The sequence below is a fragment of the Chryseobacterium panacisoli genome (genome assembly GCF_008274625.1).
In the GTDB taxonomy this organism is placed as follows: Bacteria; Bacteroidota; Bacteroidia; order Flavobacteriales; family Weeksellaceae; genus Chryseobacterium; species Chryseobacterium panacisoli.
The window spans coordinates 96,581-121,138 of sequence record NZ_VTRU01000003.1 but is presented as its reverse complement, the minus strand read 5'-3'; the positions used below and the strand labels follow the sequence as shown (position 1 = coordinate 121,138).

Annotated in this window: 18 protein-coding genes; 10 read left to right on the top strand and 8 right to left on the bottom strand. The window is 36.8% G+C overall.

From position 1 onward, the window contains the following. Positions 1-6 precede the first annotated feature (6 nt). Positions 7-411, bottom strand: a complete 405-nt coding sequence (locus FW781_RS13675; protein ID WP_149387932.1) for a hypothetical protein — start codon at positions 409-411, stop codon at positions 7-9. 109 nt (positions 412-520) lie between these two features. Between FW781_RS13675 and FW781_RS13670 the strand changes: the two genes are divergently transcribed. Next, positions 521-3,055, top strand: coding sequence for a phosphoenolpyruvate carboxylase (locus FW781_RS13670; RefSeq protein WP_149387931.1), 2,535 nt, complete (start codon positions 521-523; stop codon positions 3,053-3,055). Positions 3,056-3,254: 199 nt separating this feature from the next. Here FW781_RS13670 and FW781_RS13665 read toward each other — a convergent pair whose 3' ends face one another. Next, positions 3,255-4,856, bottom strand: coding sequence for a S8 family peptidase (locus FW781_RS13665; RefSeq protein WP_149387930.1), 1,602 nt, complete (start codon positions 4,854-4,856; stop codon positions 3,255-3,257). Between the two features lie 88 nt (positions 4,857-4,944). On the opposite strand from FW781_RS13665, the gene FW781_RS13660 reads away from it, so the two are divergent. From FW781_RS13660 to FW781_RS13645, 4 genes are all read left to right on the top strand, one after another. Beyond that, complete coding sequence (locus FW781_RS13660; protein ID WP_142716303.1) at positions 4,945-6,069, top strand: DegT/DnrJ/EryC1/StrS family aminotransferase; 1,125 nt, start codon at positions 4,945-4,947, stop codon at positions 6,067-6,069. A 227-nt stretch (positions 6,070-6,296) separates the two neighbouring features. Further along, positions 6,297-6,530, top strand: a complete 234-nt coding sequence (locus tag FW781_RS22455) for a hypothetical protein (RefSeq protein WP_172625727.1) — start codon at positions 6,297-6,299, stop codon at positions 6,528-6,530. An 8-nt stretch (positions 6,531-6,538) separates the two neighbouring features. Further along, positions 6,539-7,561, top strand: a complete 1,023-nt coding sequence (gene galE, locus FW781_RS13650) for a UDP-glucose 4-epimerase GalE (protein WP_149387928.1) — start codon at positions 6,539-6,541, stop codon at positions 7,559-7,561. A gap of 152 nt (positions 7,562-7,713) precedes the next feature. After that, positions 7,714-8,166, top strand: coding sequence for an adenylyltransferase/cytidyltransferase family protein (locus tag FW781_RS13645; RefSeq protein ID WP_149387927.1), 453 nt, complete (start codon positions 7,714-7,716; stop codon positions 8,164-8,166). A gap of 42 nt (positions 8,167-8,208) precedes the next feature. Here the strand turns inward: FW781_RS13645 and FW781_RS13640 are convergent, their stop codons facing one another. The 5 genes from FW781_RS13640 to pnuC form a co-directional block, all read right to left on the bottom strand. Next, positions 8,209-10,818 carry a TonB-dependent receptor domain-containing protein gene (locus FW781_RS13640; RefSeq protein ID WP_149387926.1) on the bottom strand — a complete coding sequence of 870 codons (2,610 nt, stop codon included), beginning with the start codon at positions 10,816-10,818 and terminating at the stop codon, positions 8,209-8,211. 128 nt (positions 10,819-10,946) lie between these two features. Then, positions 10,947-11,972, bottom strand: a complete 1,026-nt coding sequence (gene mltG / locus FW781_RS13635) for an endolytic transglycosylase MltG (protein ID WP_149387925.1) — start codon at positions 11,970-11,972, stop codon at positions 10,947-10,949. Positions 11,973-12,003: 31 nt separating this feature from the next. After that, on the bottom strand, positions 12,004-12,771 hold the full coding sequence (dapF, locus tag FW781_RS13630) for a diaminopimelate epimerase (RefSeq protein ID WP_149387924.1): 768 nt from the start codon (positions 12,769-12,771) through the stop codon (positions 12,004-12,006). 89 nt (positions 12,772-12,860) lie between these two features. Next, positions 12,861-13,535 carry a hypothetical protein gene (locus FW781_RS13625; protein WP_149387923.1) on the bottom strand — a complete coding sequence of 225 codons (675 nt, stop codon included), beginning with the start codon at positions 13,533-13,535 and terminating at the stop codon, positions 12,861-12,863. A 4-nt stretch (positions 13,536-13,539) separates the two neighbouring features. Then, complete coding sequence (gene pnuC, locus FW781_RS13620) at positions 13,540-14,202, bottom strand: nicotinamide riboside transporter PnuC (protein WP_149387922.1); 663 nt, start codon at positions 14,200-14,202, stop codon at positions 13,540-13,542. Between the two features lie 165 nt (positions 14,203-14,367). Between pnuC and FW781_RS13615 the strand changes: the two genes are divergently transcribed. From FW781_RS13615 to hemN, 3 genes are all read left to right on the top strand, one after another. Further along, on the top strand, positions 14,368-15,885 hold the full coding sequence (locus FW781_RS13615; RefSeq protein ID WP_149387921.1) for an amino acid permease: 1,518 nt from the start codon (positions 14,368-14,370) through the stop codon (positions 15,883-15,885). A 48-nt stretch (positions 15,886-15,933) separates the two neighbouring features. Beyond that, positions 15,934-16,965, top strand: a complete 1,032-nt coding sequence (locus FW781_RS13610) for a WD40/YVTN/BNR-like repeat-containing protein (protein WP_149387920.1) — start codon at positions 15,934-15,936, stop codon at positions 16,963-16,965. A 178-nt stretch (positions 16,966-17,143) separates the two neighbouring features. Then, positions 17,144-18,502: an oxygen-independent coproporphyrinogen III oxidase gene (gene hemN / locus FW781_RS13605; RefSeq protein ID WP_149387919.1), complete on the top strand. Its 1,359-nt coding sequence runs from the start codon at positions 17,144-17,146 to the stop codon at positions 18,500-18,502. Positions 18,503-18,577: 75 nt separating this feature from the next. Here the strand turns inward: hemN and FW781_RS13600 are convergent, their stop codons facing one another. Beyond that, positions 18,578-19,942, bottom strand: coding sequence for a PQQ-dependent sugar dehydrogenase (locus tag FW781_RS13600; RefSeq protein ID WP_149387918.1), 1,365 nt, complete (start codon positions 19,940-19,942; stop codon positions 18,578-18,580). Between the two features lie 217 nt (positions 19,943-20,159). On the opposite strand from FW781_RS13600, the gene secD reads away from it, so the two are divergent. After that, on the top strand, positions 20,160-23,069 hold the full coding sequence (secD, locus tag FW781_RS13595) for a protein translocase subunit SecD (RefSeq protein WP_149387917.1): 2,910 nt from the start codon (positions 20,160-20,162) through the stop codon (positions 23,067-23,069). Between the two features lie 184 nt (positions 23,070-23,253). Then, positions 23,254-24,489 (top strand): TCR/Tet family MFS transporter, encoded by a 1,236-nt coding sequence (locus FW781_RS13590; RefSeq protein ID WP_149387916.1) that lies wholly within the window; start codon positions 23,254-23,256, stop codon positions 24,487-24,489. Positions 24,490-24,558 lie beyond the last annotated feature (69 nt).

Here is a 24,558-nt window from a genome sequence, read left to right as displayed (position 1 = left end):
AGAGAATTATTCCAATACAATTTTATAATATCCTTTTTCATCAGTTACATCAATATCTATACCTGTAAAAGTCAGTTTATTGATTTGATAGCCATCACAAGCTCCTTTAAATTCTGAAGACTCTATTGAAAAATCTAGGTTTTTAATATTAGAATAAAATTTATACTTTTTTGTTCCGTTATAGGCGCCTACATTTTCTACAATAACCTTGTTGTCGGATGTTTTGGTTAATTCTACATTCACATTGTTTTCATCCTGAACTGAATAGGTGGTCAATGTCCCATTGGCAATAACATTCTCATTATTGGAATCTACGAATTCAAAAATAATGGGTAGTGGTGGATTGTAACAATCTTTTTCACAAGAGATGAACAGAATTGCTAAGAGTAAAAAAGTAAATATTTTTTTCATGGATTATGGATGTTGTACGAGTAAAATTACTATTATTTTTTTGCATTTTGGCCTTAATTTTTGTCATTTGTCAATCCAACTCATTCTAAAATCACTTACATTTGTTACTATGATACACGACCAACGCGCAGAAAAATTCAGGCAGATCGTGGAAAATAAGTTCCAGATCTACAATTCATTATTTATGAGCCTGCCTTATGATAAAATGACGAATATCGGAATGCTGCTTCCGTTTCTTTACGAAGAAAGCAGAACCGGCTATGAAGCAGGAAAAACTCCCGAAAACATCGTCGAAGAATTTTTTAAAAACCATACCGATCTTCAGACCGAGGAGCAGAAACTGGAACTGCTTTTCAAGATCATTCAGTATATAGAAAGACAGGTAGTTTTGTTTGACAGTATTGAAGATGCTGCTTTTCCCAATCTTCACTCTGAAAGTGACAGCGGTACCGTAACCAATCTTTTTGAACGCTCTTTTCAGGATCATAAAATTGAAAAAGTACGCGAAAAACTAAAAGATTTCAGTGTAAAGGTGGTGTTTACAGCGCACCCTACGCAGTTTTATCCAAGTTCAGTACAAAGGATCATTCAGGACCTAAGAGGAGCTATTACGAGTGATTCCGTTACTCAGATTGATATGTTGTTGCAGCAATTGGGGAAGACCCCTTTTGTCAACAAAGAAAAACCTACTCCTATAGATGAAGCTTTGAGTATCATTTCATACCTGAGATATGTGTATTATGATACCATTGGCGAATTGTTTACAAAGATCAAAAAGACTTTCGGAAACGGGCATTTTCATCTTCATGAAGATATTATTCAGCTTGGATTCTGGCCTGGAGGAGACAGGGATGGAAATCCGTTTGTGACAGCAGATGTAACAAAAAGGGTAGCAGAAGAGCTTCGTTCAGCAATTCTGAAGTCCTATTACAGCCATTTGAAATTCATCAGAAGAAGATTGAGTTTCAGAGGGGTTTCTGAAGTTTTAACCCAATTAAGTGAAGAGTTGTATGCAGCCATTTTTGATGGGAAAAGCATTACAGCTGAAGATATTTTAAAGAAAGCTGCAGAAGCCGAAAAAATATTAGTCAATGAACATAACTCTTTGTTTTTAGATCTTCTGGCTAATTTCAGGGATCGTGTGATGATCTTTGGAACTCACTTTGCGACGCTGGATATCCGACAGGACAGCAGGATTCATCAGAAAGTAATTGATGAGGTTTTTGCGAAAGTATCAGGAAATGAAGAGGCTGATTACGAGCAGAAATTCAATACGCTGATTCAGATTTCAGAAACGGTAAACGCTGAAGATTTTGAAGATATTGTAAAAGATACATTGTTAACGGTTTCACAGGTTACAGATATTCAGAATCTGAACGGATTAAGGGGAATGAACCGCTATATTATTTCCAATTCCGATGCGGTGAAAGATGTAATGAATGTGTATGCATTCTTTAAAGTTTGCGGATATAAAGATGAAGATATCAATATGGATATTGTGCCACTTTTTGAAACGATGGAAGGTCTTGCCAATGCCGAAAATGTAATGAATGAACTCTATCATAATCCTGTCTACAAAAAACATCTGGAAAAAAGAGGAAACCAGCAGACCATTATGCTTGGATTTTCTGACGGAACCAAAGATGGCGGATATTTAAAAGCCAACTGGGAAATTTATAAAGCAAAAGAAGTATTGACTAAACTTTCTGAGCAGAAGAATATTAAAGTTGTATTCTTTGATGGCAGAGGCGGACCGCCAGCCAGAGGAGGAGGAAAAACCCACGATTTCTATGCTTCTCAGGGAAAAACTATTGCTAATAATAAAATTGAACTTACAATCCAGGGGCAGACCATTACCAGTATTTTTGGAAATAAAGAACAGGCAAAATATAATTTTGAACAGCTTCTGACAGCCGGTGTGGAAAACGATGTATTTAAAAATGCAAAAAAAGAGCTTACGGAAAAAGAAAGAACCTTGATCATTGAATTGGCGGATATCAGCTATGGAAAATATTCAGATTTAAAGGCCCATCCTATGTTTGTTCCCTACCTTCAGGAGATGAGCACCCTTGAATATTATGGAAAAACAAATATCGGAAGCCGTCCTTCAAAAAGAGGAAACGGAAGCGAACTTAAATTTGAAGATCTGAGAGCTATTCCGTTTGTAGGTTCATGGTCACAATTGAAGCAGAATGTTCCCGGATTCTTTGGCTTTGGGTATGCCATGCAAAAGATGAAAGAGCAGGGAAGGTTTGAAGAAGTAAGAGAACTGTATAAAGGTTCAGATTTCTTTAAGACTTTAGTGTTGAACTCCATGATGAGTATGAACAAATCTTATTTCCCATTGACTTATTATATTAAAAGCAACCCGAAGTTTGGTGCATTCTGGAATATTCTTTTTGATGAGTATGAGCTTTCAAGAGAAATCATGCTGGAGCTGACTGGTTTCAAAATGCTTCAGGAAGAAGATCCTCTGTCCAGAAAATCGGTGAAGATCCGTGAAAAGATTGTGCTTCCATTACTGAGCATTCAACAATATGCCTTGATGAAAATACAAAAAGGAGAGGGCAATAAAGAAGCCTATGAAAAATTGGTAACAAGATCACTCTTTGGAAATATTAACGCGAGCAGAAACTCTGCTTAAGTTGTTTTTTAAACAAACGTTTTGTACACTATGTACAAATATATCAATAGGAATGGGCTTTAGCCCATTCTTTTTTTATTCGCCAATCCATCGGCTTTAGCCAAAATACAGTATAAAAAGTTTTAGAAGATTTTCCCTCGCATATTCAATACATTAAATACAATATCAAATCTGCTCAATCTGCGAGAGACAAAAACTTTTATTGTTTTAAGAATTTCTCATAGTAAACCTTATCCTTCAACTGAATTTTTAGATAATAAGTTCCTTTGGCAAAATCCTCCACTTTTATAGATTTCTGATGGCTGCTTTGTCTGATCAGTCTTCCCAGATTATCATAAATTTCCAAAGACAGAACTTCCTGCTCTGATGCTACATTCAGAATGTTTGTAGCAGGATTTGGGAATAGGGAAAACTTTTCTTTTTTTACGATTTCGGAAGTATTCAGAACAAGGTTGTATAAGCTTCCAAAATTAAGAATACCAAATCCTGTCTGATCTGAATGGGCAGGATAAAGCGAAGCCGTTTGTCTTAGCTTTGCCCTCATCTGCTCTCTGTCCATTGTTGGAAATGCCTGGATAAGACATGCCACACCTCCTGCTGCGATAGGAGTAGAGATTGATGTTCCATTCACAACTGTAGTCGCATTATCATACACTGTAGTTGTAGCGGTTCCTTGAGTACTTCCGTCAGGTTTTACCACTCCAAGAGAGTTCGGTCCGAAAGAAGAAAATCCGGATGCATTTCCGGCAGAATCTACAGACCCGATAGAGAATACTTTAGCATTATCAGACGGAGTCATCAGATAATGCCATGGCTGCAACCCGGAATTTCCGGCAGCAGCGAGTACAAAAATTCCTTTTTCAGCTGCAATACCCGCACCACGGGCAATGAAAGAAGTACTTCCGTTCATATTGGCATAAGTATAATTGTAACGGCTCTCATCAAAAACATTATATCCCAGTGATGAGGTGATGATTTCTACCCCTTTTCTGTCTGCTTCCTCGGCAGCCTCAATCCAGTATAATTCCTCTTCAGGAACTTCTACAGTGGCATTTTCACTTCGGTAGAGATAAAAATCAGCATCAGGAGCAGCGCCCACAAATATATTTTCCAGATACCCGCCGATAGCTCCTAACACAACAGAACCATGAGGGCTGAGCGCTGTATTGTAAATATCTCCGGTTTTAGTAACAAAATCATAGGATGCTTTTATATGATTACCGTTCCATAATCTTGAAAAAGCAGTTCCGGTATTCACCGTTGGAAATCCGGCATCAATGACGGCTATAGAAACCCCTGTTCCGGTATACCCTGCAAGATGAAGTGGCCGGATATTGACCTGGTCTATCTGGCCGGCACCGGAGCCATAATTAAAATTGGTAAGTATTTTATCAAGACTTGCATCATCTTTCCATTTTACGGGGACTGTTTTTACGGTGGTTGAACTGTTTCTGGCAAAACTTTCAACAGATAAAACAAAGGTTTGAGCCTGCAGCAACGTTTTTTGAACAGGAGTAGCATTAACTGCCGCTCCGTTGAGCCATTTTGAATAATCTGTAACGGTAAATCCTAAATTTTGAAGATTCTGAAGGTAAGACTGTTCAATAGGGGCATCCTGATCGTTAAGAGGAATTCCTAACGCTGTACGCCTGTTGAGTGATTTCTGGCTGAGTTCAGAAAGCGGGTTGGCATAAAATGCAGCTTTGTTGGGCTTATCTGTAAAGAAAACAAACACAAGTTCTGTCTGAGCAGAGACATTAAGATAACCCGTTAGGAAACAAAAGAGTAAAAGTTTTTTCATAAGATTATTTTGTATAAAGATAAAAACAAAATCAATAAAATTTTTGATAGGATATTAAATTCCTTATTTTTACAGAAATATTTATTATATGAAAAAAATTCAGATGGTTGACTTGCAAAGTCAGTATTACAAAATAAAGAATGATGTAGACAATGCTGTTTTGAATGTAATGGACTCTGCAGCGTTTATTAACGGACCTGAAGTAAAGTCTTTCCAGAATGAATTGGAGTCTTATTTAGAAGTAAAACATGTGATTCCGTGTGCCAATGGTACAGATGCATTACAGATTGCCTTAATGGCCCTGGATCTGAAAGAAGGAGATGAGATCATCACCGCTGATTTTACTTTTGCTGCAACGGTAGAAGTAATTCACCTGCTTAAGCTAAAATCTGTACTGGTAGATGTAGATTATGATACATTCACTATTTCTACAGAGCAGATTAAGAAAGCGATTACGCCAAGAACAAAAGCGATTATTCCGGTACACATTTTCGGACAGTGTGCCAATATGGAAGAAATTTTGAAAATTGCTGAAGAGCACAATCTATATGTTATTGAAGACAACGCTCAGGCAATCGGTTCAGAATATACATTCTCTGACGGAACTGTAAAACAGGCAGGAACAATGTCTACAGTGGGCACAACTTCTTTCTTTCCTTCAAAAAACCTAGGATGCTACGGAGATGGCGGAGCTATTTTTACCAACAACGATGAATTAGCACACCGTTTGAGAGGAATTGTAAACCACGGAATGTACGAAAGATATTACCATGATGAGGTAGGAGTAAACTCCCGTCTGGACAGTATTCAGGCTGCAGTTTTAAGAAAAAAACTTCCTCACCTTGATTCTTACAACGAAGCAAGAAAAAGAGCAGCAGATTTTTATGATGAAGCATTTGAAGCAAACCCGAATATTCTGACTCCGAAAAGAGCTGAAAATTCTACTCACGTATTCCACCAGTATACTTTAAGAATTCTGAACGGAAAACGTAACGAGCTTCAAAAGTTTTTGACGGAAAAAGAAATCCCTGCAATGATCTATTATCCGGTGGCCCTAAGAAAGCAGAAAGCGTACTTCCAGGAAAGTAATGATGCAGACTTTGTGAATACAGACAAGCTGCTGGATCAGGTAATTTCTTTACCAATGCATACAGAATTAGACGAAGAACAACTGAAGTATATTACAGATGCTGTTCTTGAGTTTATGGGATAAAAATAACTATGACGGAATTTTTTTTAAAAGGAAGGAAATATAAATTCTTTTTAGGGTTTCATCTTTTTATCGTAGGATTATATTCAATCTATGTAATAAATACATTGAATTCCTATAATTCCTCATCTTACTCAGAATACTATAAAGAGAGTATTTTTGAAAATATTTTGAAATACTCTTTTTACATTATTGTAAATTTAATTTCAGGGGGGATTATTTATTTTAAAATGAAGTATACAAAGATTATTCTCAATTTTATTGCAGTAATGATCTTTATTTTAGTTTGTTATGCAGAATATACCCTCATTAAAACTTATACCAATAATTCATATTACAACTTTGTAATTGCTTTTAATACAATAGTTATAGGTTTTATTATTTTTTATCTTCTTTATCTGAACAATATGGATAAAGAGGTAAAGAAAAACGAAATAGAAAATATAGGAAAACACGAAGATTAAAAAATAAAATGGCAATACTTGTTACGGGAGGACTTGGATATATTGGTTCTCACACAGTAGTGGAACTTATCAATAGCGGCTTTGAAGTAGTTATCGTAGATGATTTATCCAATACGGAAAGGTTTATTTTAAAAAATATAGAAGAAATTACAGGTAAAAAGGTTGCTTTTTATCCTTTTGATCTAAAAAGAAGAGAACTTCTTACTCAGGTTTTTGATGCCTATCAGATTGATGGATGTATCAATTTTGCGGCTTCTAAGGCGGTAGGAGAGAGTCAGGTAAAGCCTGTAGATTATTATGAGAACAATTTGTTTTCATTGATTAATATTCTTCAGGAATTTAAAGCAAGAGAAATCTCCAACTTTATTTTCAGTTCATCCTGTACAGTATACGGGCAGGCAGATGTAATGCCGATTGATGAAAATACTCCGCTAAAAGTGCCCGAAAGCGTGTATGGGAAAACAAAACAGATGGGTGAGCAAATTATTATCGATTTTGCAAATGCCTATCAACGTAAAATTTCGTTATTGAGATATTTCAACCCAATCGGAGCCCATCCTTCTGCAAAACTCGGAGAACTGCCAATAGGAGTTCCTAATAACCTGGTGCCTTATGTGATGCAAACAGCTTCAGGAGTACGTGAGAAACTGAGTATTTGGGGAGATGATTATGCTACAGAGGACGGAACAGCCGTTCGTGATTATATTTATGTTGTTGACCTGGCGAAAGCACACGTTGCAGCATTAAAAAAACTGATGGAAGACTCTTCATCTGAAGCTGTGATTGATACCTACAACCTGGGAACAGGAAAAGGTTCATCTGTACTTGAAGTAGTAAAAGCATTTGAAAAGGCCAATAATGTAGAAGTGCCGTATCAGATCTGTGCCAGAAGAGAAGGAGATATCACTATCGCGTATGCCAATGCTGAAAAGGCTGAGAAAGAACTCAACTGGAAGTCTGAAACGTCTCTGGAAGAAGCTTTAAGAACGGTTTGGGAATGGCAGAAGTATTTGAATACAAGGAATGTATAGTATTTCTATAGTTATGAAGATTTACTGACTATAGAAAAGAACAATTTAAAACGAATTATATAAACAAATTACAAAACTTCTTCCCTGAATCTTCTGTCTTTTATCCTTTTAAAAGAACATTTATTTCAGTGAAGTTTTAATTCAAAATTAATATGAAGACACAGAGAATAGGGATTACATTTTCCTCATTTGACTTATTACATGCCGGGCATATCAAAATGCTTGAAGAAGCTAAAACGGTATGTGACTATTTAATCGTTGGACTTCAGATCGACCCTTCCCACGATCGCCCCAACAAAAATAAGCCAAGCCAGACTATCGTTGAAAGGTATATTCAGCTGAAAGCAGTAAATGCTGTGGATGAGATCATTCCTTATTATACAGAAGAAGATCTGCTGGATATTTTAAAGTCATTTGTGATTGATGTAAGAATCATCGGGGATGATTATATGGACAAAGACTTTACAGGTAAGAAATACTGTGAAGAAAAAGGAATTGAAATCTTTTACAACAAAAGAGACCACAGGTTTTCCACCAGTGACCTGAGAAGAAGGATCTATGAAGCTGAAAAAGAAAAAGACTCCAGAACTGCATCTGCAAAATAAGAATAAAAAATCCCGAAAGTAATTTTCGGGATTTTTGTTGTATTACATCGGGCCGCCTTGTTGGTCGTCGCCGGCTGCATTGGAATTGATATCCTTTTTCTTTTTAGGCTGATCTACTTTTTCACCCTGCTTAAATCTATAGGTTAAAGAAATAGAAAACTGTCTTGGCTGCCACTGCATATAGTTTCTTCTTGTGTAATCCTCATTGAAACTAAGTACTTCTCTGCTTCTCGTATTGAAAATATCCTGAATATTGAAGGAAATGGTTCCGTCTCCTTTCCAGATCGTTTTGGAAGCACCAAGGTTCAGCGCATACATGTCCTGAGTATTCTGGTTGGCAGATTTCTGTGCTCCTCTATAGAATCCCTGCAACTGTACACTTAACGTTTTATCCAGTTTAAATGTCGTATTAAGACGTGCTCTGGTAGAGAAACCGTCTCCGGTAAAATCCATATTTCGGGTTTGCTGCAGCTTATTTTTATCAAGAGCATCATAATATGCAATTCCTGTGGTTTTATATCCGAACATGTCTAAGCTACCCATTATTTTTAACCACGCAAAAGGATCATAGGTAAAGTTAAGGTCCAAACCATAACGGTCGTCACTTCCCAGGTTGATAGGTTTTGTATAGAATACTCCCAGACTTTCATCAGGTCTGTAAACTAACATTTTAGTATCATCAGTGGCGTGTCTGTAGTATAGGGTAGGATTAATCGTAAACTTTTTTCTTGTAATATTATATCCTACTTCAAATGAATCTACATACGATGGGTTAAGATCTATATTTCCTTCAAAAATATTCTGGCTGTTGCTGTAATTCGGGAAAGGAACCATGAAGAAAGATCTCGGTCTGTCTATTCTACGGGAATAATTAACCAAAATCTGATTGTTTTTAGATACATCATAGCTTAAGAATACACTCGGAAATAAATTGTTGTAGTTCTTTGTTTTATTTATTTGCGGATCATTAGGATTCTGATTGATGTAATTGATCTTTACATTGGAAAGTTCATCTCTTAAACCAAGCTGATAAGCAAATTTTTCTCCGATTTTACTCTTAAACTGTAAATAGAAAGCATTGAAGATCTCCCTGTAATCTGTATTGTTATTATAGTTCGGGATATAAGGATTATTGGAAGTACTGCTTACAAAATTATTATAAGTGTTGTCATTCACATCCAATCTATATCCTGCTTCAATCTTAGACTGTTCTCCTATTGGTAATTCGTAGTCTGCTTTTCCAATAACTGTTTTGCTTACTGAATGTCTTCGGGTAATATCCTGTACATCCGGAAGCAGATCATTGGTCTCAAGAATATCTGCATTATTATTGCTTCTGTTTCTCTGTAAACTTAATGATACTGATAAATTCTGACCATTATCATCAAATTTGTGGTCTAGACCTACATCTCCCTGAAAGGCAAGGTTATTAAATATCGTTTTAGAATCTCTTTGTCCGTAAGGGTTTAATAATTGCCATGTTCCCGCAGTTCCATTTGGATTTGACGGATCTTTGAAAAATCTGTGAAAACTGTCATACGTCTGCAGAAGTTCATTTCCGTCACCTTCAAAAGTTCTTACCAATCCTGTTACATTGATTGATGTTTTGTCAGACAGATCATACACAAAACCAGCACTTACATTATAATTTTTGTTATATGTTTTACTGGTGGAGTTCTGAAGCTGATGTGCAAGAACATCATTAGGCTGCTGATTAGGAAGAATTTCAGGAAAAGTAAGATTGTGGTAAGTCGTTTCCGAATTATTTTTAGTTTTATTTTCCGTATAGCCTCCGCCACCGTTTACAAACCATGTCCAGTTATTTTTTCTCCAGCTCAGATTGGTATTAAGCGAGGTTCTTGGGAAATACCCTAAAGATCCTACAACGCTCCCATTAAACCCGATTTTTTTGTTCTTTTTAAGGATGATATTCAGAATACCTGAAGTTCCACTTGCTTCAAATTTAGAAGAAGGGTTGGTAATGACTTCAATTCTTTCAATCTGATCCGCCGGAATACTTTGTAAGGCATTGGCACCATCATCTATTCCCAGAAGGGCAGAGGGCTTTCCGTTGATCAGAAATTTTACATTGGTACTTCCTCTCATAGAAACGGTACCATCTGTATCTACAGAAACTGAAGGAACATTGGTCAGTACATCCTGAAGACTTCCTCCTTTACTCACGATATCCTGTGAAGGATCATATGTTTTCTTGTCAAGTTCTACTTTATAAGGTTTTGCTGCTGAAGCAGTGATCACAACTCCCTGGATTTCTTTTGTTTTTCCATCAAGGGTTGTAGCCGCTTCTGGCTCTATAGATAATGCCCCGATATTACCTGCTATTGCAATATTTTTACTGATTACACTCTTTTTGTAATCAATAGCTTCTACTGTGATATCATAATCTCCCGGTACAAGTTCAAGTTTATACTGTCCCTTTTCATCTGTGAGTACAGCATCACTTAATGTTTTGCTCACTTTATTGCTGAACGTTACAGAGGCATAAGGAACCGGTTGATTTTTTTTGTTGACAATAGTCCCTGAAACTCCAGCCTTCTCCTGTGCAAAAGCCATCGCCGCCGCTGAAAGTACTAACGTAAGTCCTAAAGTTTTTCTGGTGAAAATATTGACAATTTCTGTCTTATTCTTCATAGGTTATTTTTTTGTATAATCGTGAAAGGATAACCCATACTATTTTGAATATCCATATCAATTTGATCTTCAAAATATTATGATTTTTATTATTTTTCTAACTGTAAATTTCTAGGTGCTTTCTAAACTTATTTTATATTTTTTGAGTTGAGCCAGTCCTGGTAAGCCTTTGCATTCACTGCATGTTCTTCAGCACTTGCCGTAAACTTATGGTATCCGAATCTTGCCGGATCAGCACACATAAATATATAATTGTTGTTTTCTGCATTTAAAACAGCATCAATCGAATTTTTATCCACTACACAGATTGGTCCCGGAGGAATACCTGTGTTTGCATAAGTGTTGTAAGGTGATGGTGTAGACAAATGTTTATATAATACTCTTTTAATAGATTCTTTAAAATTAGTCTGCTTATTGATCGCGTAGATTACCGTAGGATCAGACTGAAGTTTCATCCCTTTTCTGTAACGGTTTAAATACAGTCCGGCAATCGTTTTCATTTCATCTTTTTTCCCTCCGGATTCCTTATAAACAATAGAAGCCAGTGCATAGATCTGATCTCTTGTAAGGCCAGACTGCTGTTCTTTGTTTTTTCTTTCGCTCGTCCAGAAATCATTGTACTGATTTTCAAACTTTGCAAAAAATTCTCTTGGGCTTACAGTCCAGAAGAAATTATACGTATCAATGAAAAAATATTTCTTTAAATCTTCAACATTTTTATAGCCTTTCTCCTGTGCCACAACATCCAGATCATTGATAAAATGTAACGAATCGATTTCCGTTTTTTTGGTCACCTTACCGATCATCTGATACATATCTCCAAAATCTCCGATTCTGAAAGAGTTTGCTGTCTGGTTACCTGCTTTGATCATATTGACAAGATTTTTATTTCCTGTTCCGCTCTGGATATGATAACGTCCCGCTTTAAAATTGGTATCAAGACCTTTTTCTTTAGCCACAGCTTCAAAAGATTCCCTGTCTTTAATATAAGGAGCAATAGAGTCGAGGATCTGCTGAAAACCTGCTCTATGAGGAATCAGGACATAACCGTCTTTTTCTACGTTATTTCCTAAATATTTATTATAAAATCTCAAACCAAAAAATCCTGCAGCTACAAAAACCAGCAGAATGATAATGAGAATAGCTTTTTTCATTCTTATAAATGTTGATTAAAAGTTTGTGTTTTTAAAGAAGATCTGTTTTACCTTTAAAAACTTGCTTTGCAGGACCTTCCAGCCAAATATTCTGGAATGTATCTCCGCTTTTTTCAGCATATACCTTAAGATTTCCGCCTAAAGTTTTAACTTTTACAGAGGTTAGATTATGTTTTTGAAGAAAAGTTAAAGCAGAAGCAGTAACTCCTGTTCCACAACTATAAGTTTCGTCCTCAACGCCTCGTTCATAGGTTCTTACAAAAATTTCATTATCAGAAATTTTTTCTACAAAGTTGACATTGATTCCTTTTTCTTTATACTTTTCCGAATTTCTGATCCCATTTCCTTCAGTATACACATTGTAATCGGGAAGATTTTCTACATATTTTACATAGTGTGGAGATCCTGTATTCAGAACAAAGTCATTTCCGTCTTGTGAAATGGTGTCTACATTAATCATTTTCAATTTAATGATCCCGTTATGGATTTCAGCTTCATGTTCTCCGTCTGTAGCAATAAATTTGCATTTATCTTCAAAGATGTCAAGGAAAAAAGCAAAAGCTACAAGACATCTTCCTCCGTTTCCGCACATCGTACTTTCTCCTCCGTCAGAATTATAGTAAACCATTTTGAAATCATAGTTCGGATCGTTTTCCAATAAAATGAGCCCGTCAGCACCTATCCCGAAACGTCTGTCACACAATTTTTCAATACTGTTTTTATCTTTAGTAAACTGCAGATCACGGTTGTCTACCATTACAAAATCATTTCCTGTTCCCTGATATTTATAAAATTCCATACTTTTTTGTTAAATGAAGAAGCAAAATTAATATATTTAAAATGAAAAACGAACAGTGTTAACTGTTCGTTTCCTTATTTATAATCGTTTTATCTAAAGCCGCCTCCGCCGCTCTGTTGTCTGCCTGAACTGCTGCTTTGGCCGCTGGAGCTGTTTCTGAATCCACCGCCGGAAGATTCTGATCTGGTGCTGTTTTGGCTGCCGCTGTTTTGGTTTCTGAATCCGCTGTTATTCTGATTTCCCTGGCTGTTCTGACTACCACTGTTTTGGTTTCTGAACCCGCCATTAGAATTTCTGAATCCACTGTTGTTTTGGTTACCCTGATTGTTCTGAGAACCGTTATTCTGGTTTCTGAATCCACTGTTGCTATTGGAGTTTCTATTATTATTGAATCCTCCGTTATTATTATATGAACCGTTACTATTCGTTGTACGCGTGTTCTGGAATCCGTTTTGAGGTCTTGAAGAAGAATTAGATCTTCTTTCTACATAGACTTTTCTTCTGGAGTTGTTATAATTGTCATAATAATAAGGAATTCCATTATCATAGTAGTAATTAACGTTGTTTCTGTAATAATATCCGTCATTACCATAATATCCGCCGCTTCCGTAATATCCGGAAGGTGCATAGTAATATCCGTTGTTATAATAAGGATCTCCATACCCATAGCCTCCATTACTTCCGTATCCGTCGGTATATGCTAAACAAGAGGTTAAACTGGCAATAGCAAAAATACTGACTGCTATTTTGAATAAATTTTTCATGACTTTATTGTACTTTTTTTTCTTTAAAACTTTTTTTCCAATTGACGTATCCTAAGATAGCCATTATAGTAAATACCAAATATTGAACCGAAGTGATTCCAAGTCCCTTAAAAATCATCATAGGCATACAGATAATATCTCCGATAATCCAGAAAATCCAGTTGTCAATGCGCTGTTTGGCCATCAACCACATTCCTACTAAAAATATTGAAGTGGTGAAAATATCCATCCAGTTTGCCCAATCGAGATGATATAATCCAAGAGAAGCACCTTCTAAATTATCAATATAAGGTTTGCAATAATAAATAAAAGTAACAAATGCCAAACTCAGCACAAAAAGAATACTTGCATAGAGCCATTCTTTTCGGGTAGCCCAGGTAACTTCTACGTGAATATGATCTTCAGAATTTCTTGCCCATAGAACCCAGCCATAAATGCTCATAACAGAATAATAGACATTGATCATGCAGTCTCCCAGCAGCCCGGCATTGAAAAGAAGGTATACATAAATCAGGGTTGAAATAATGCCGGTAGGGTACACCCATATATTTTTCTTAATGGAAAAAAATACGCTCAGTATTCCGAAAATTGCACCTGATGCTTCCAGCGTAATCTGTAAAGAATCATAGCTTTCATAAGGTTTTACAAAAAGATCATATAAATTCATGCAATCAAAAATAAGCAAAAATATGGACTTTTTAAAATGAATTGTATAATGTGTTGCTCAGGTTTTTAAATACTTTAGTGTAAAATAAATGAGGAAAGTTTAACGATAAACGCGGGAGTTCCTAAATTTTTTATATTTTCGTAAATCCTTAATAAATAAAAAAACATGTCGAAAATTTGGGTTAAAAAGCCACTAAGTGCCTATGAGGCAGATATGAAGAAAAGTGAGCTGAAAAAAGTCCTTGGAAAATGGAGTTTAACAGCAATTGGAGTGGGTGCTATCATCGGAGGTGGAATCTTTGTTCTTACCGGAACAGGAGCCTATTATCACGCAGGACCAGCACTTGCCATTTCCTTTATCATAGCAGGTATTGCCTGTGTTTTTGCTGCATTATGCTATGCAGAATTTGCATCCATTATTCCTGTAGAAGGTTCAGCTTATGCCTATGCATACGGAACGGTAGGAGAAATTTTTGCATGGGCCATGGGGTGGTGTCTCATCCTCGAATATGCCATGGCGAGTATGGCCGTTTCCGTGAGTTGGTCCGGATATTTTAACAAATTTTTGAAAATCTTTAATATTCATCTGCCGGCCTATCTTACATCAGATCCAGCCAGTTATACAGGAGATGGTTTTTCAATGAACCTGCCGGCATTCATTCTTGTTCTTTTAATTACTGCATTATTGGTAAAAGGAACTAAAGAAGCAGCAGGGGCTAATAACCTGATTGTTTTGATGAAAACTTCTGCCGTTATCTTTGTAATTATTGCAGGAGTATATATCATTTTTTCTAATACTGATCTTTATAACGCAGTAGATGGTGTTAAAAACTGGAAACCTTTTATTCCGGATCAGGTACAGATCAAAAATTCTGAAGGAGACCTGGTATCCGCCTATGGTATTAAAGGAATTATTTCCGGAGCAGCCGCTATCTTCTTTGCTTATATTGGTTTTGATGCTGTGTCTACACAGGCAGGAGAAGCTATTAATCCTAAAAAAGATGTGCCTTTCGCCATTATTGCATCATTATTGGTGTGTACAGCACTTTATATTTGTGTATCACTTGTATTAACAGGGATGATGCATTATACAGACTTTAACCCTGAAGGTAAATATCCTGATGCAATCAAAGCTCCTGTAGCTTATGCTTTTGAAATTGCCGGAAAACACTGGGCAAGTAATGTGGTAACCATCGCTGCAACAGTAGGATTGATCTCTGTAGTAATGGTAATGATGATGGGGCAGTCAAGAATCTTTATCGGTATGGCAAAAGACGGATTGATTCCTGGATTCTTCGGTCAGCTTCATCCAAAAACAAAAACACCTTACAAAGGAATCATTTTGTTGGGTATTGTAGTGGCATTCATCGCAGCATTTACTCCCATTTCAACATTGGCAGATATGACGAGTTTCGGAACCCTGTTTGCATTTACATTGGTTTGTATTGCCGTTTGGGTGATGAGAAAAAAAGAACCTGATTTGATCAGACCTTTCAAAGTTCCGGCTTACAAAATAGTGGTAGCATTAGGAGTGTTTATCAATATTTATTTGATATTTAACTTAAGTGCCCATGCATTGGAACTTTCTGCTGTATGGTTGTTCTTAGGAGGTTTGGTATATTTCCTTTATGGAAAATCAAACAGTAAACTTAACAACCCTGAAAAATACCAGAACCAAGATTAATAACAATATAAACCGCTTCGGCGGTTTTTTTTGTCCCAATACTATTATATGAAAAATATTTTTTCCATTTTACTCCTGTCCATAGGATTTACGGCGTTTTCCCAGCAAGTGGAAAGCCTTGAAACCATTCTTAATGATAAGATCAGTATCAGAGCGCTGGAATTATATGACAATAAGGTCTGGTATAGCGGTACGGATTCCAAATTCGGGTTTGTAGATCTTAAAGACTATAAAAACCAGAAGCAGATCAAACTGTCCGAAGACAAACTTCAGTTCAGGACGCTGGCGCAGGATAAAACCTCTTTCTATGCCATCAACATTGAAAGTCCTGCTTACTTTTTTAAAATTGATAAAAAAGATTTGAAATCACAGATTGTCTTTAAAGACACTGCTAAAACAGCTTTTTATGATGCTTTACATTTTGTAAAGGATGGATACGGTATAACGTTCAGTGATCCTGATAAAAATCTTTTTATGAAGCTGGCATTATTATTCCCTCACAAGAAAATGTACGAGACATGGAATCCTCCAATGGGTAATCACGAGAAAGTAAAGCTAAAGGAAGGTGAGGCTGCATTTGCCGCCAGCAATACCAACATTGCTTCCTACAAGGATATCCTCTGGATTGCAACCGGCGGGAAAGCTTCCAGGATCTTTAAGCAGAAGGGATTGGACTGGAAGATTATTGAAACACCTTTCATTCAGGGAGAGTCTTCACAGGGAATGTATTCCATCGATTTTTTTGAAGACCGCTTCGGGATTGCAGCAGGAGGGGATTATACCAAGCAGGATGCCAATGTCAACAATATTGCCACCAGTATTGATGCTGGTGAAACCTGGCAGATTCAGGCTTCAGGACAGAATGCTGGATATACAACCTGTGTAAAAATTAAGCCGGGATCAAAAGGAAAAGAAATTATTGCAGTTGGGGACAAGCATATCAGCTATTCTTCAGATTTTGGAAAGACCTGGAAGAAAATCTCTGATGAAAAAGGTTTCTTCGTCTGTCAGTGGATTGATGATAACAATGTTGTTCTTGCAGGAAATAGCAGAATTGCAGTGATGAGATTAAAATTTTAAATATAAGGTATAGAATTTATCACTCTTGGCCAAAAGCCTGACCATGTGTATTTAGACTCATTATAAAATAGAACCTAATATAATTCATAGGTTAAAATTCATAACTAATGGTTAATTTTGTAAGATGAAATTTTAATGATGCTAAATTTCATACCCTTATAAAATTTTAAATTTCAAAATGAACTCTTTAATAGATAAGTATAATATTCCCGGACCGCGTTACACTTCTTATCCTACCGTTCCGTATTGGGATGAATCTACATTTTCACCGGAAAAATGGAAGGAAACAGTAATCAGGTCTTTTCATGAGAGTAATGCAGAGGAGGGGATTTCTATTTATATCCATTTGCCTTTCTGTGAGGCTTTGTGTACGTTCTGTGCATGTCATAAACGTATTACCAAACAACACAGTGTTGAAGTGCCTTATCTGGAAAGCGTTTTGAAAGAGTGGAAGCTTTATCTAGACCTTTTCAACGAAAAACCTAAACTAAAAGAATTACACTTAGGAGGCGGAACTCCTACGTTTTTTTCTCCCGAGAACTTAAAAACATTGTTGGAGGGAATCTTTTCCACCGTAGATATTGCGGAACATCCGGAATTTTCTTTTGAAGGACATCCTAACAATACAACAAAAGAACATCTTCAGACTTTATACGACCTTGGTTTCAGAAGAGTAAGCTTTGGAGTTCAGGATTATGATCCTAAAGTTCAGAAAGCAATCAATAGAATCCAGCCCTTTGAAAATGTAAAAAATGTTACAGAATGGGCAAAGGAAATCGGTTACAGGGGAATCAGCCATGACCTTGTGTTTGGGCTGCCACATCAGAACTGGGAGGCGATGGAACACACGATCAGAAAAACAATGGAGCTGAAGCCGGACAGACTTGCCTTTTACTCTTACGCACATGTTCCGTGGGTAAAAGGAGTTGGTCAGAGAGGTTTTGATGAAAATGACCTTCCAAGCGGAGAAGAAAAACGTCGTTTGTACGAAGATGGTAAAAGACTGCTTCAGGATTTAGGATATATCGAGGTTGGGATGGATCATTTCTCTCTGGAACATGATGATCTGTATCAGTCTTTGATTCATAAAAAACTTCACAGAAATTTCATGGGATACACTTCAAGCAAAACCCAACTGATGGTAGGACTTGGTATGTCTGCTATTTCAGATTCATGGTATGCTTTTGCCCAGAATGTAAAAACGGTTGAAGAATATCAGAAAATGGTTGAAGAAGGTGAGATTCCTGTTGTCAAAGGACACGTTCTGAGTGAAGAAGATCTGATTGTAAGAAGACATATTCTGAATCTGATGTGCCAGCTTGAAACCACTTTTGATATCAACAATTCTTTCCCGGAGCTTGAAAATGCTTTAGAAATGTTGAAAGAAATGGAAAATGACGGATTGGTTGAGATTAATGGAACCGAAGTTAAAATTACAGAAGAAGGAAGAGCTTTCACAAGAAATGTAGCCATGGTTTTTGACCTGAGAATGATGAGGAATAAACCTGAAACAAGAATTTTCTCAATGACAATATAAATGAAAAGCGGTTCACATCTGAACCGCTTTTTTATTGCTTTAAAATTTTAGTTGAGATATCTCATTAGTCAATTTTTATTTAATAATCAGTTTCTGACTGTAAGACTTCTGTTCTCCGGATTTCAGGTTGATGAAATAAACACCGGCAGGTATTCCCGAAATATTTATTCCCTTTCCATTAGAGATTTGATCTGTTTCCAGTACTTTTCTTCCTTCTGCGCTGATAATTTCCAGAGTTGCTTTTTTATCTGTAACGCCATCAATGAAAATTTCTTTTGAAGCAGGATTAGGATAAACTTTTATGGTTCCTAAAGTATTTTCCTGAGTTCCTAGAGTTCCTGTGGATATTTTAAAGATTTTCCCACTGTTTACTGCGGCTACGTACAGACCTTTCTGATAATCCTCTCCGAATGTAGAGAAATTATTCCCGGAATAAGGACTTGTCCATGTGATGGTATTATTGCTATCAAGAATTCCGATCTGGGTAGAGCAGTAGTCTGCAAAAAAATATTTTCCCTGCAGTGACGGATATTGAGTTCCTCTGTAAACATACCCACCTGTGATAGAGCATTTTCCGCCTGAATGATCATATACCGCAATAGGAAACGTCATGGAAGACTGTGCAGCACACCCTGCTGTGTTATAAGCATTATTTCCTTCATAGCAGCGCCAGCCATAGTTCAAACCGGCTTGTGTTATGGGCATTTTATTAATTTCTTCGATAGCTCCCTGTCCTACATCTGCAATCATTGCATTTCCTGTCGTCAGGTCAAAGGAAAACTTCCAGGCATTTCTGAGGCCATAAGCCCATATTTCATCAGCGCCATCTATGGTTCCTGCAAAAGGATTGTCAGGCGGGATATTGTAGGGGCCTGTAGCATCCACATCTATTCTCAGCATTTTTCCAAGCAATACATTTTTGTTTTGGGCATTATTATTCGGATCTCCGCCGCTTCCTCCGTCTCCGGTGATGATCCAGAGTTTTCCGTCAGGAGCAAAATGAATGCTTCCTCCGTTGTGATTGTCGAATGGTTTGGGAATGTTTAGAAGAATTTTTTCAGTGGCAGGATCAGCTACATTAGGATCGGTTGTACTGACGCTGTATCTCGCAACAATGATATTACCTGCCGGATTGTTATAATACACAAAAAAATACCCGTTGCTGGAGTATTGTGGGTGAAAAGCTAGTCCCAAAAGACCCCTTTCACCTCCGAAAATAATTTTTGAACCAATATTCAGAAAATTAGTTGCGTTAATAGTTCCGTTGGGCTGAATAATTTTAATAATTCCGTTCTGCTGAACAACAAAAAGCCGGCTGTCATTGGCGTTTGTAATCTCTACCGGGCTGGTAAGTCCCGTGGCAAATTCTTCCAAATTAATGCTTTGAGAATTAGCAATTAAGGAAGAAAAAATACTAATGGTAAAAAGTAATTTTTTCATAATATTTTGAGAGTTAGTGTGTTGGTGAAATGAATGAAAATTTTATACCAATCGAATTTTGAAGACTTCATTATGATACTATGAAAAAATTGTTAAATCTTAAATAGAACTCAGAATACCAATATATCTGAAAATAAACCATTTCTGTTGTTAAAAATTCATAAAATACAAGAAAATCATTATATTTGCCGACTTAATTTAACGTAGTTATAACAAAATGCAAGGAAAAGGACTTATTACAATTGTCGCTATTGTACTAGGGTTGATTTGCTTAAACGAGCTATTACCAACATGGTACGCCAGCAAAATTGAAAAGCAGGCAACTGCTATTGCAGGAGACAATCCGGAGAAGTATCAGAAAGAAATTGCTAGACTTTCTAAGGATACTTTGAATCTAGGATTCACAAAACTTTATTACACTAAAGCCAAAGACAAGGAAATGAAACTTGGTCTTGACTTGAAAGGAGGGATCAACGTTCTTTTGGAAATCAACCAGAGAGATCTTGTGAATGATTTAACCAATTATTCTACAAATCCTGTTCTTATTGAGGCTTTAAACAAAACTGATGAAGCACAGAAGAATTCTACAAAAGCTTACATCGATAACTTCTTCGAACAATTCGATGCAGTGAACAAAGCTAAAGGTACAAACCTTAAGTTGGCAGATCCGGAAATTTTCGGAAATACGACACTTACTGAGGTGAAGTACAACACTCCTGATGAGCAGGTTAAAAGCATTGTTAAAAGAAAAATTGATGCATCTGTAGGAACAGCTTTCGAGGTAATCAGAACGAGAATTGATAAAATGGGTGCTGTGCAGCCAAACGTTCAGAGAGTACCTGGAACAGCTAGAATTTCTGTAGAAATGCCTGGTATGAAGGACATCGATAAAGTGAAGAAAATGCTTCAGACTTCTGCAAAACTTCAGTTCTGGGAAGTACAGCAGGTTCCTGAAATTGCGCCTTATTTCCAGACTTTGACAACTATGGTTGCTACAAAAGGAGATTCTATGGGAGTTGCAAAGAATGTGAACTTCATGAACCTTTTACAGCTTGACAAATTAAGAACGAATGGTGTTGCTAACGTAAAATTATCTGATACAGCTGTTGTTAATAAGATTTTAAACAGTAAAGTAGGTCAGTCTTTACGTCCGGCTAACATTAAATATACACAGTTCATGTGGGGGTACAAACCTGAAGCTACAGATGCTGAAAGCTTAGTATTGTATGCCATCAGAGGTAACATCAACCAAAAAGCTCCGGTAGACGGTGCTGTTGAAACTGCAAATATCAGCTATGATGAGCTGAGCAGAGTAGTAGTAGATATGCAGATGGATTCCAAAGGAGCAAAAGATTGGAAAACATTAACGGAGAAAAATGTTGGTAAGCCGGTTGCTGTAACACTTGACGGTAGAGTGTATACTGCACCAAACGTTGTAAATGCAATTCCGAACGGTAGAACCCAGATCTCTGGTAACTTCTCTCAGGAAGAAGCTAAAGAATTGGTAGACGTTTTAGGAGCAGGTAAATTACCAGCAGGTGCAAAAGTAGTTCAGGCTACGGTTGTAGGTCCTTCATTAGGACAAGAATCTATTGATGCTGGGGTGATGTCATTTGGTATCGCATTCTTATTAATTATTGCTTATATCATTTTCTACTATGGCGGAGCTGGTATTTATGCCGTAATTGCAATGATAATCAACCTATTCTACATTTTCGGAATTATGGATTCCGTAGATGCTACCCTTACGCTTCCTGGTATTGCAGGTATTGTACTTACAATGGCCATGGCGGTAGATACGAACGTAATTATCTATGAAAGAACTAAAGAAGAACTTTTCGCAGGAAAAAGTATTCTTGAAGCATACAAAGACGGTTTCAAACATGCATTAAGTGCAATTGTTGATGGTCACTTAACGACATTACTGACGGCAGGTGTACTATTCCTTTTCGGAACAGGGCCTATTAAAGGTTTTGCATTAACATTAGGAATCGGTATCTTGATGACATTCTTTACTTCGGTATTGATTTCAAGAGTAATGATCTTCTCCAGACTGAATAAAGGAAAACACCTTTCTGTTTGGACAGGTGCTACAAAAAATCTTTTCAGAAATACCTGGATCGATTTTATTGGAAAAAGAAAATATGCTTACATCATTTCCGGTGTCTTAACTGTTATTTGTATTGCATCTATTGCAATCCACGGATTCAAATATGGTATCGACTTTACAGGAGGTAGAAACTATGTAGTAAGATTTGATAAAGCTGTAAATGCTGAAGATGTTGAAGCTAGTTTAGTGAAAATGTTCCAGACTGAAGATGGTAAAAACTCTTCAGTAGAAGCTAAAACTTTCGGTAATGATAAGCAATTGAAAATCTCTACAGATTATCTTATTGAAGATGAATCTTTGAAAGCTGACCAGACTGTTGAGCAGAAATTGTATGATGGATTGAAATCCAGCTTACCTGCAAACATGACGTTAAAAGATTTCAAATCTGCAGACAAAGATCACTCAGGAATTATTTCTTCTGAGAAAGTAGGACCTACTGTTGCGGACGATATCAAAACACACGGTATTCTTGCTGTAGTTGCAGCATTAGCAGGTATTTTTATCTATATCTTGGTAAGATTTAGAAAATGGCAGTTCTCTCTTGGTGCTGTTGCGGCATTATTCCACGATGCTGTTATCATTTTGGGAGCTTATTCATTACTTCATAAGTTTATGCCGTTCAACATGGAGATCAATCAGGATTTCGTTGCTGCGATCCTTACTGTATTAGGATACTCAATCAATGATACGGTAATTATCTTCGACAGAATTAGAGAATACCTGAGAGAGAAAAAATCTTTAACATTAGCGGGTCTGTTTGATGACTCTATCTCAAGTACATTGGGTAGAACATTCAACACCTCATTTACTACAATTCTGGTTATCCTTGCGATCTTCATTTTCGGTGGTGATAACCTGAGAGGATTCATGTTTGCTATGTTAATTGGTATTGGATTCGGTACGTATTCATCTATCTTTATTGCGTCTGCAATTGCTTATGACTTCCTTAAAACAGGAAAAGAAGAAGAGGTACATGGAAAAACCACTTCTAAAAAAGAAGAACTTGCTTCAAAGTAATACAAACTACAATAAATTAGTAAAGACCGTTTCTTTAGAAACGGTCTTTTTTTGCTAAATATCTGCTTTTTTATTCCTTTATAAATATTAAAAAGCAAATCAAGTGTATTATTAATGTTATACTTCTTTAATACAATGAAATTTAGAACCATTATTTTTAAGATTTGATTAATTTTGCACCATCATGGAAAATTCAAAGAAAAAAGCTGCTATTGGCTTCATATTTATTACTTTACTCATAGATATTACAGGATGGGGAATCATCATTCCTGTTGTTCCCAAATTGATTGAGGAACTTATTCATGCAGATATTAGTGAAGCCGCAAAATATGGTGGCTGGCTTGGGTTTGCCTATGCGTTTACCCAGTTTATATTCTCTCCGCTTGTTGGAAATCTGAGTGATAAATATGGGCGCAGACCTGTAATCCTGATCTCTCTTTTCGGATTTGCAGTGGATTATATTTTCCTTGCACTGGCTCCCACAATCTGGTGGCTGTTTCTGGGAAGAATTATAGCCGGAATAACAGGCGCAAGTGTAACCACTGCCAGTGCTTATATTGCAGATATTTCTACCGATGAAGACAGAGCCAAGAATTTTGGACTGATAGGAGCTGCTTTTGGGCTCGGATTTATTATTGGTCCGGTTCTGGGTGGAGTGCTTGGTCATTATGGTGCCAGAGTTCCTTTCTATGCTGCGGCAGGCTTATGTCTGCTTAACTTCCTGTATGGGTATTTCATCCTTCCTGAAAGTTTGGATAAAGATAAAAGAAGACCGTTTGACTGGAAACGTGCAAACCCTATAGGCTCATTTAAGTTTTTAGGTAAACACCCTGAAATTTCGGGACTTATTCTTTCCTTAATATTGATTTATATTGCAGGTCATGCTGTACAGAGTAACTGGAGTTTCTTTACAATGTATAAGTTCAGCTGGACAGAAAGAATGGTGGGGATTTCATTAGGAGTAGTAGGTTTACTGGTTGGTCTTGTACAGGGTGGACTTATCAGATGGACTACTCCAAGGCTTGGGGAGCAGAAAAGTATTTATTACGGATTGGCTTTCTATGCAGTAGGAATGCTGCTGTTTGCTTTTGCCTCTGAGGGGTGGATGATGTTTGTATTTTTGGTGCCCTATTGTTTAGGAGGAATCTGCGGGCCGGCTTTACAGTCTGTCATCACGAAAAGTGTTCCTTCCAATGAACAAGGGGAGCTTCAGGGAGCATTGACGAGTTTAATGAGTGCAACTTCTATTATCGGGCCTCCGATGATGACGAATCTTTTTTACTTTTTCACGCATGATGAAGCGCCGTTCAAGTTTTCCGGTGCGCCTTTCTTTTTAGCATTTATTTTAATGGCGGTCAGCGTTGTGATTACCTATTCTGCATTTCAGAAAAAAGGAAAAGAAAAAATAAAGGATTTTTAGAAACAATAGATTTGTTCTATTCCGAACATATATACCACGCCGGATTCAATCTATTCAATAATTTTACAG

What these genes read in the sequence shown, in the direction of transcription:
- FW781_RS13615 (WP_149387921.1), top strand. Translation starts at nt 14,368, where the DNA reads ATGTCGAAAATTTGGGTTAAAAAGCCACTAAGTGCCTATGAGGCAGAT.
- FW781_RS13645 (WP_149387927.1), top strand. Translation starts at nt 7,714, where the DNA reads ATGAAGACACAGAGAATAGGGATTACATTTTCCTCATTTGACTTATTA.
- FW781_RS13600 (WP_149387918.1), bottom strand. Translation starts at nt 19,942, where the DNA reads ATGAAAAAATTACTTTTTACCATTAGTATTTTTTCTTCCTTAATTGCT.
- pnuC (WP_149387922.1), bottom strand. Translation starts at nt 14,202, where the DNA reads ATGAATTTATATGATCTTTTTGTAAAACCTTATGAAAGCTATGATTCT.
- dapF (WP_149387924.1), bottom strand. Translation starts at nt 12,771, where the DNA reads ATGGAATTTTATAAATATCAGGGAACAGGAAATGATTTTGTAATGGTA.
- FW781_RS13670 (WP_149387931.1), top strand. Translation starts at nt 521, where the DNA reads ATGATACACGACCAACGCGCAGAAAAATTCAGGCAGATCGTGGAAAAT.
- FW781_RS13625 (WP_149387923.1), bottom strand. Translation starts at nt 13,535, where the DNA reads ATGAAAAATTTATTCAAAATAGCAGTCAGTATTTTTGCTATTGCCAGT.
- FW781_RS13660 (WP_142716303.1), top strand. Translation starts at nt 4,945, where the DNA reads ATGAAAAAAATTCAGATGGTTGACTTGCAAAGTCAGTATTACAAAATA.
- secD (WP_149387917.1), top strand. Translation starts at nt 20,160, where the DNA reads ATGCAAGGAAAAGGACTTATTACAATTGTCGCTATTGTACTAGGGTTG.
- FW781_RS22455 (WP_172625727.1), top strand. Translation starts at nt 6,297, where the DNA reads ATGAAGTATACAAAGATTATTCTCAATTTTATTGCAGTAATGATCTTT.
- FW781_RS13590 (WP_149387916.1), top strand. Translation starts at nt 23,254, where the DNA reads ATGGAAAATTCAAAGAAAAAAGCTGCTATTGGCTTCATATTTATTACT.
- FW781_RS13665 (WP_149387930.1), bottom strand. Translation starts at nt 4,856, where the DNA reads ATGAAAAAACTTTTACTCTTTTGTTTCCTAACGGGTTATCTTAATGTC.
- hemN (WP_149387919.1), top strand. Translation starts at nt 17,144, where the DNA reads ATGAACTCTTTAATAGATAAGTATAATATTCCCGGACCGCGTTACACT.
- FW781_RS13675 (WP_149387932.1), bottom strand. Translation starts at nt 411, where the DNA reads ATGAAAAAAATATTTACTTTTTTACTCTTAGCAATTCTGTTCATCTCT.
- FW781_RS13610 (WP_149387920.1), top strand. Translation starts at nt 15,934, where the DNA reads ATGAAAAATATTTTTTCCATTTTACTCCTGTCCATAGGATTTACGGCG.
- galE (WP_149387928.1), top strand. Translation starts at nt 6,539, where the DNA reads ATGGCAATACTTGTTACGGGAGGACTTGGATATATTGGTTCTCACACA.
- FW781_RS13640 (WP_149387926.1), bottom strand. Translation starts at nt 10,818, where the DNA reads ATGAAGAATAAGACAGAAATTGTCAATATTTTCACCAGAAAAACTTTA.
- mltG (WP_149387925.1), bottom strand. Translation starts at nt 11,972, where the DNA reads ATGAAAAAAGCTATTCTCATTATCATTCTGCTGGTTTTTGTAGCTGCA.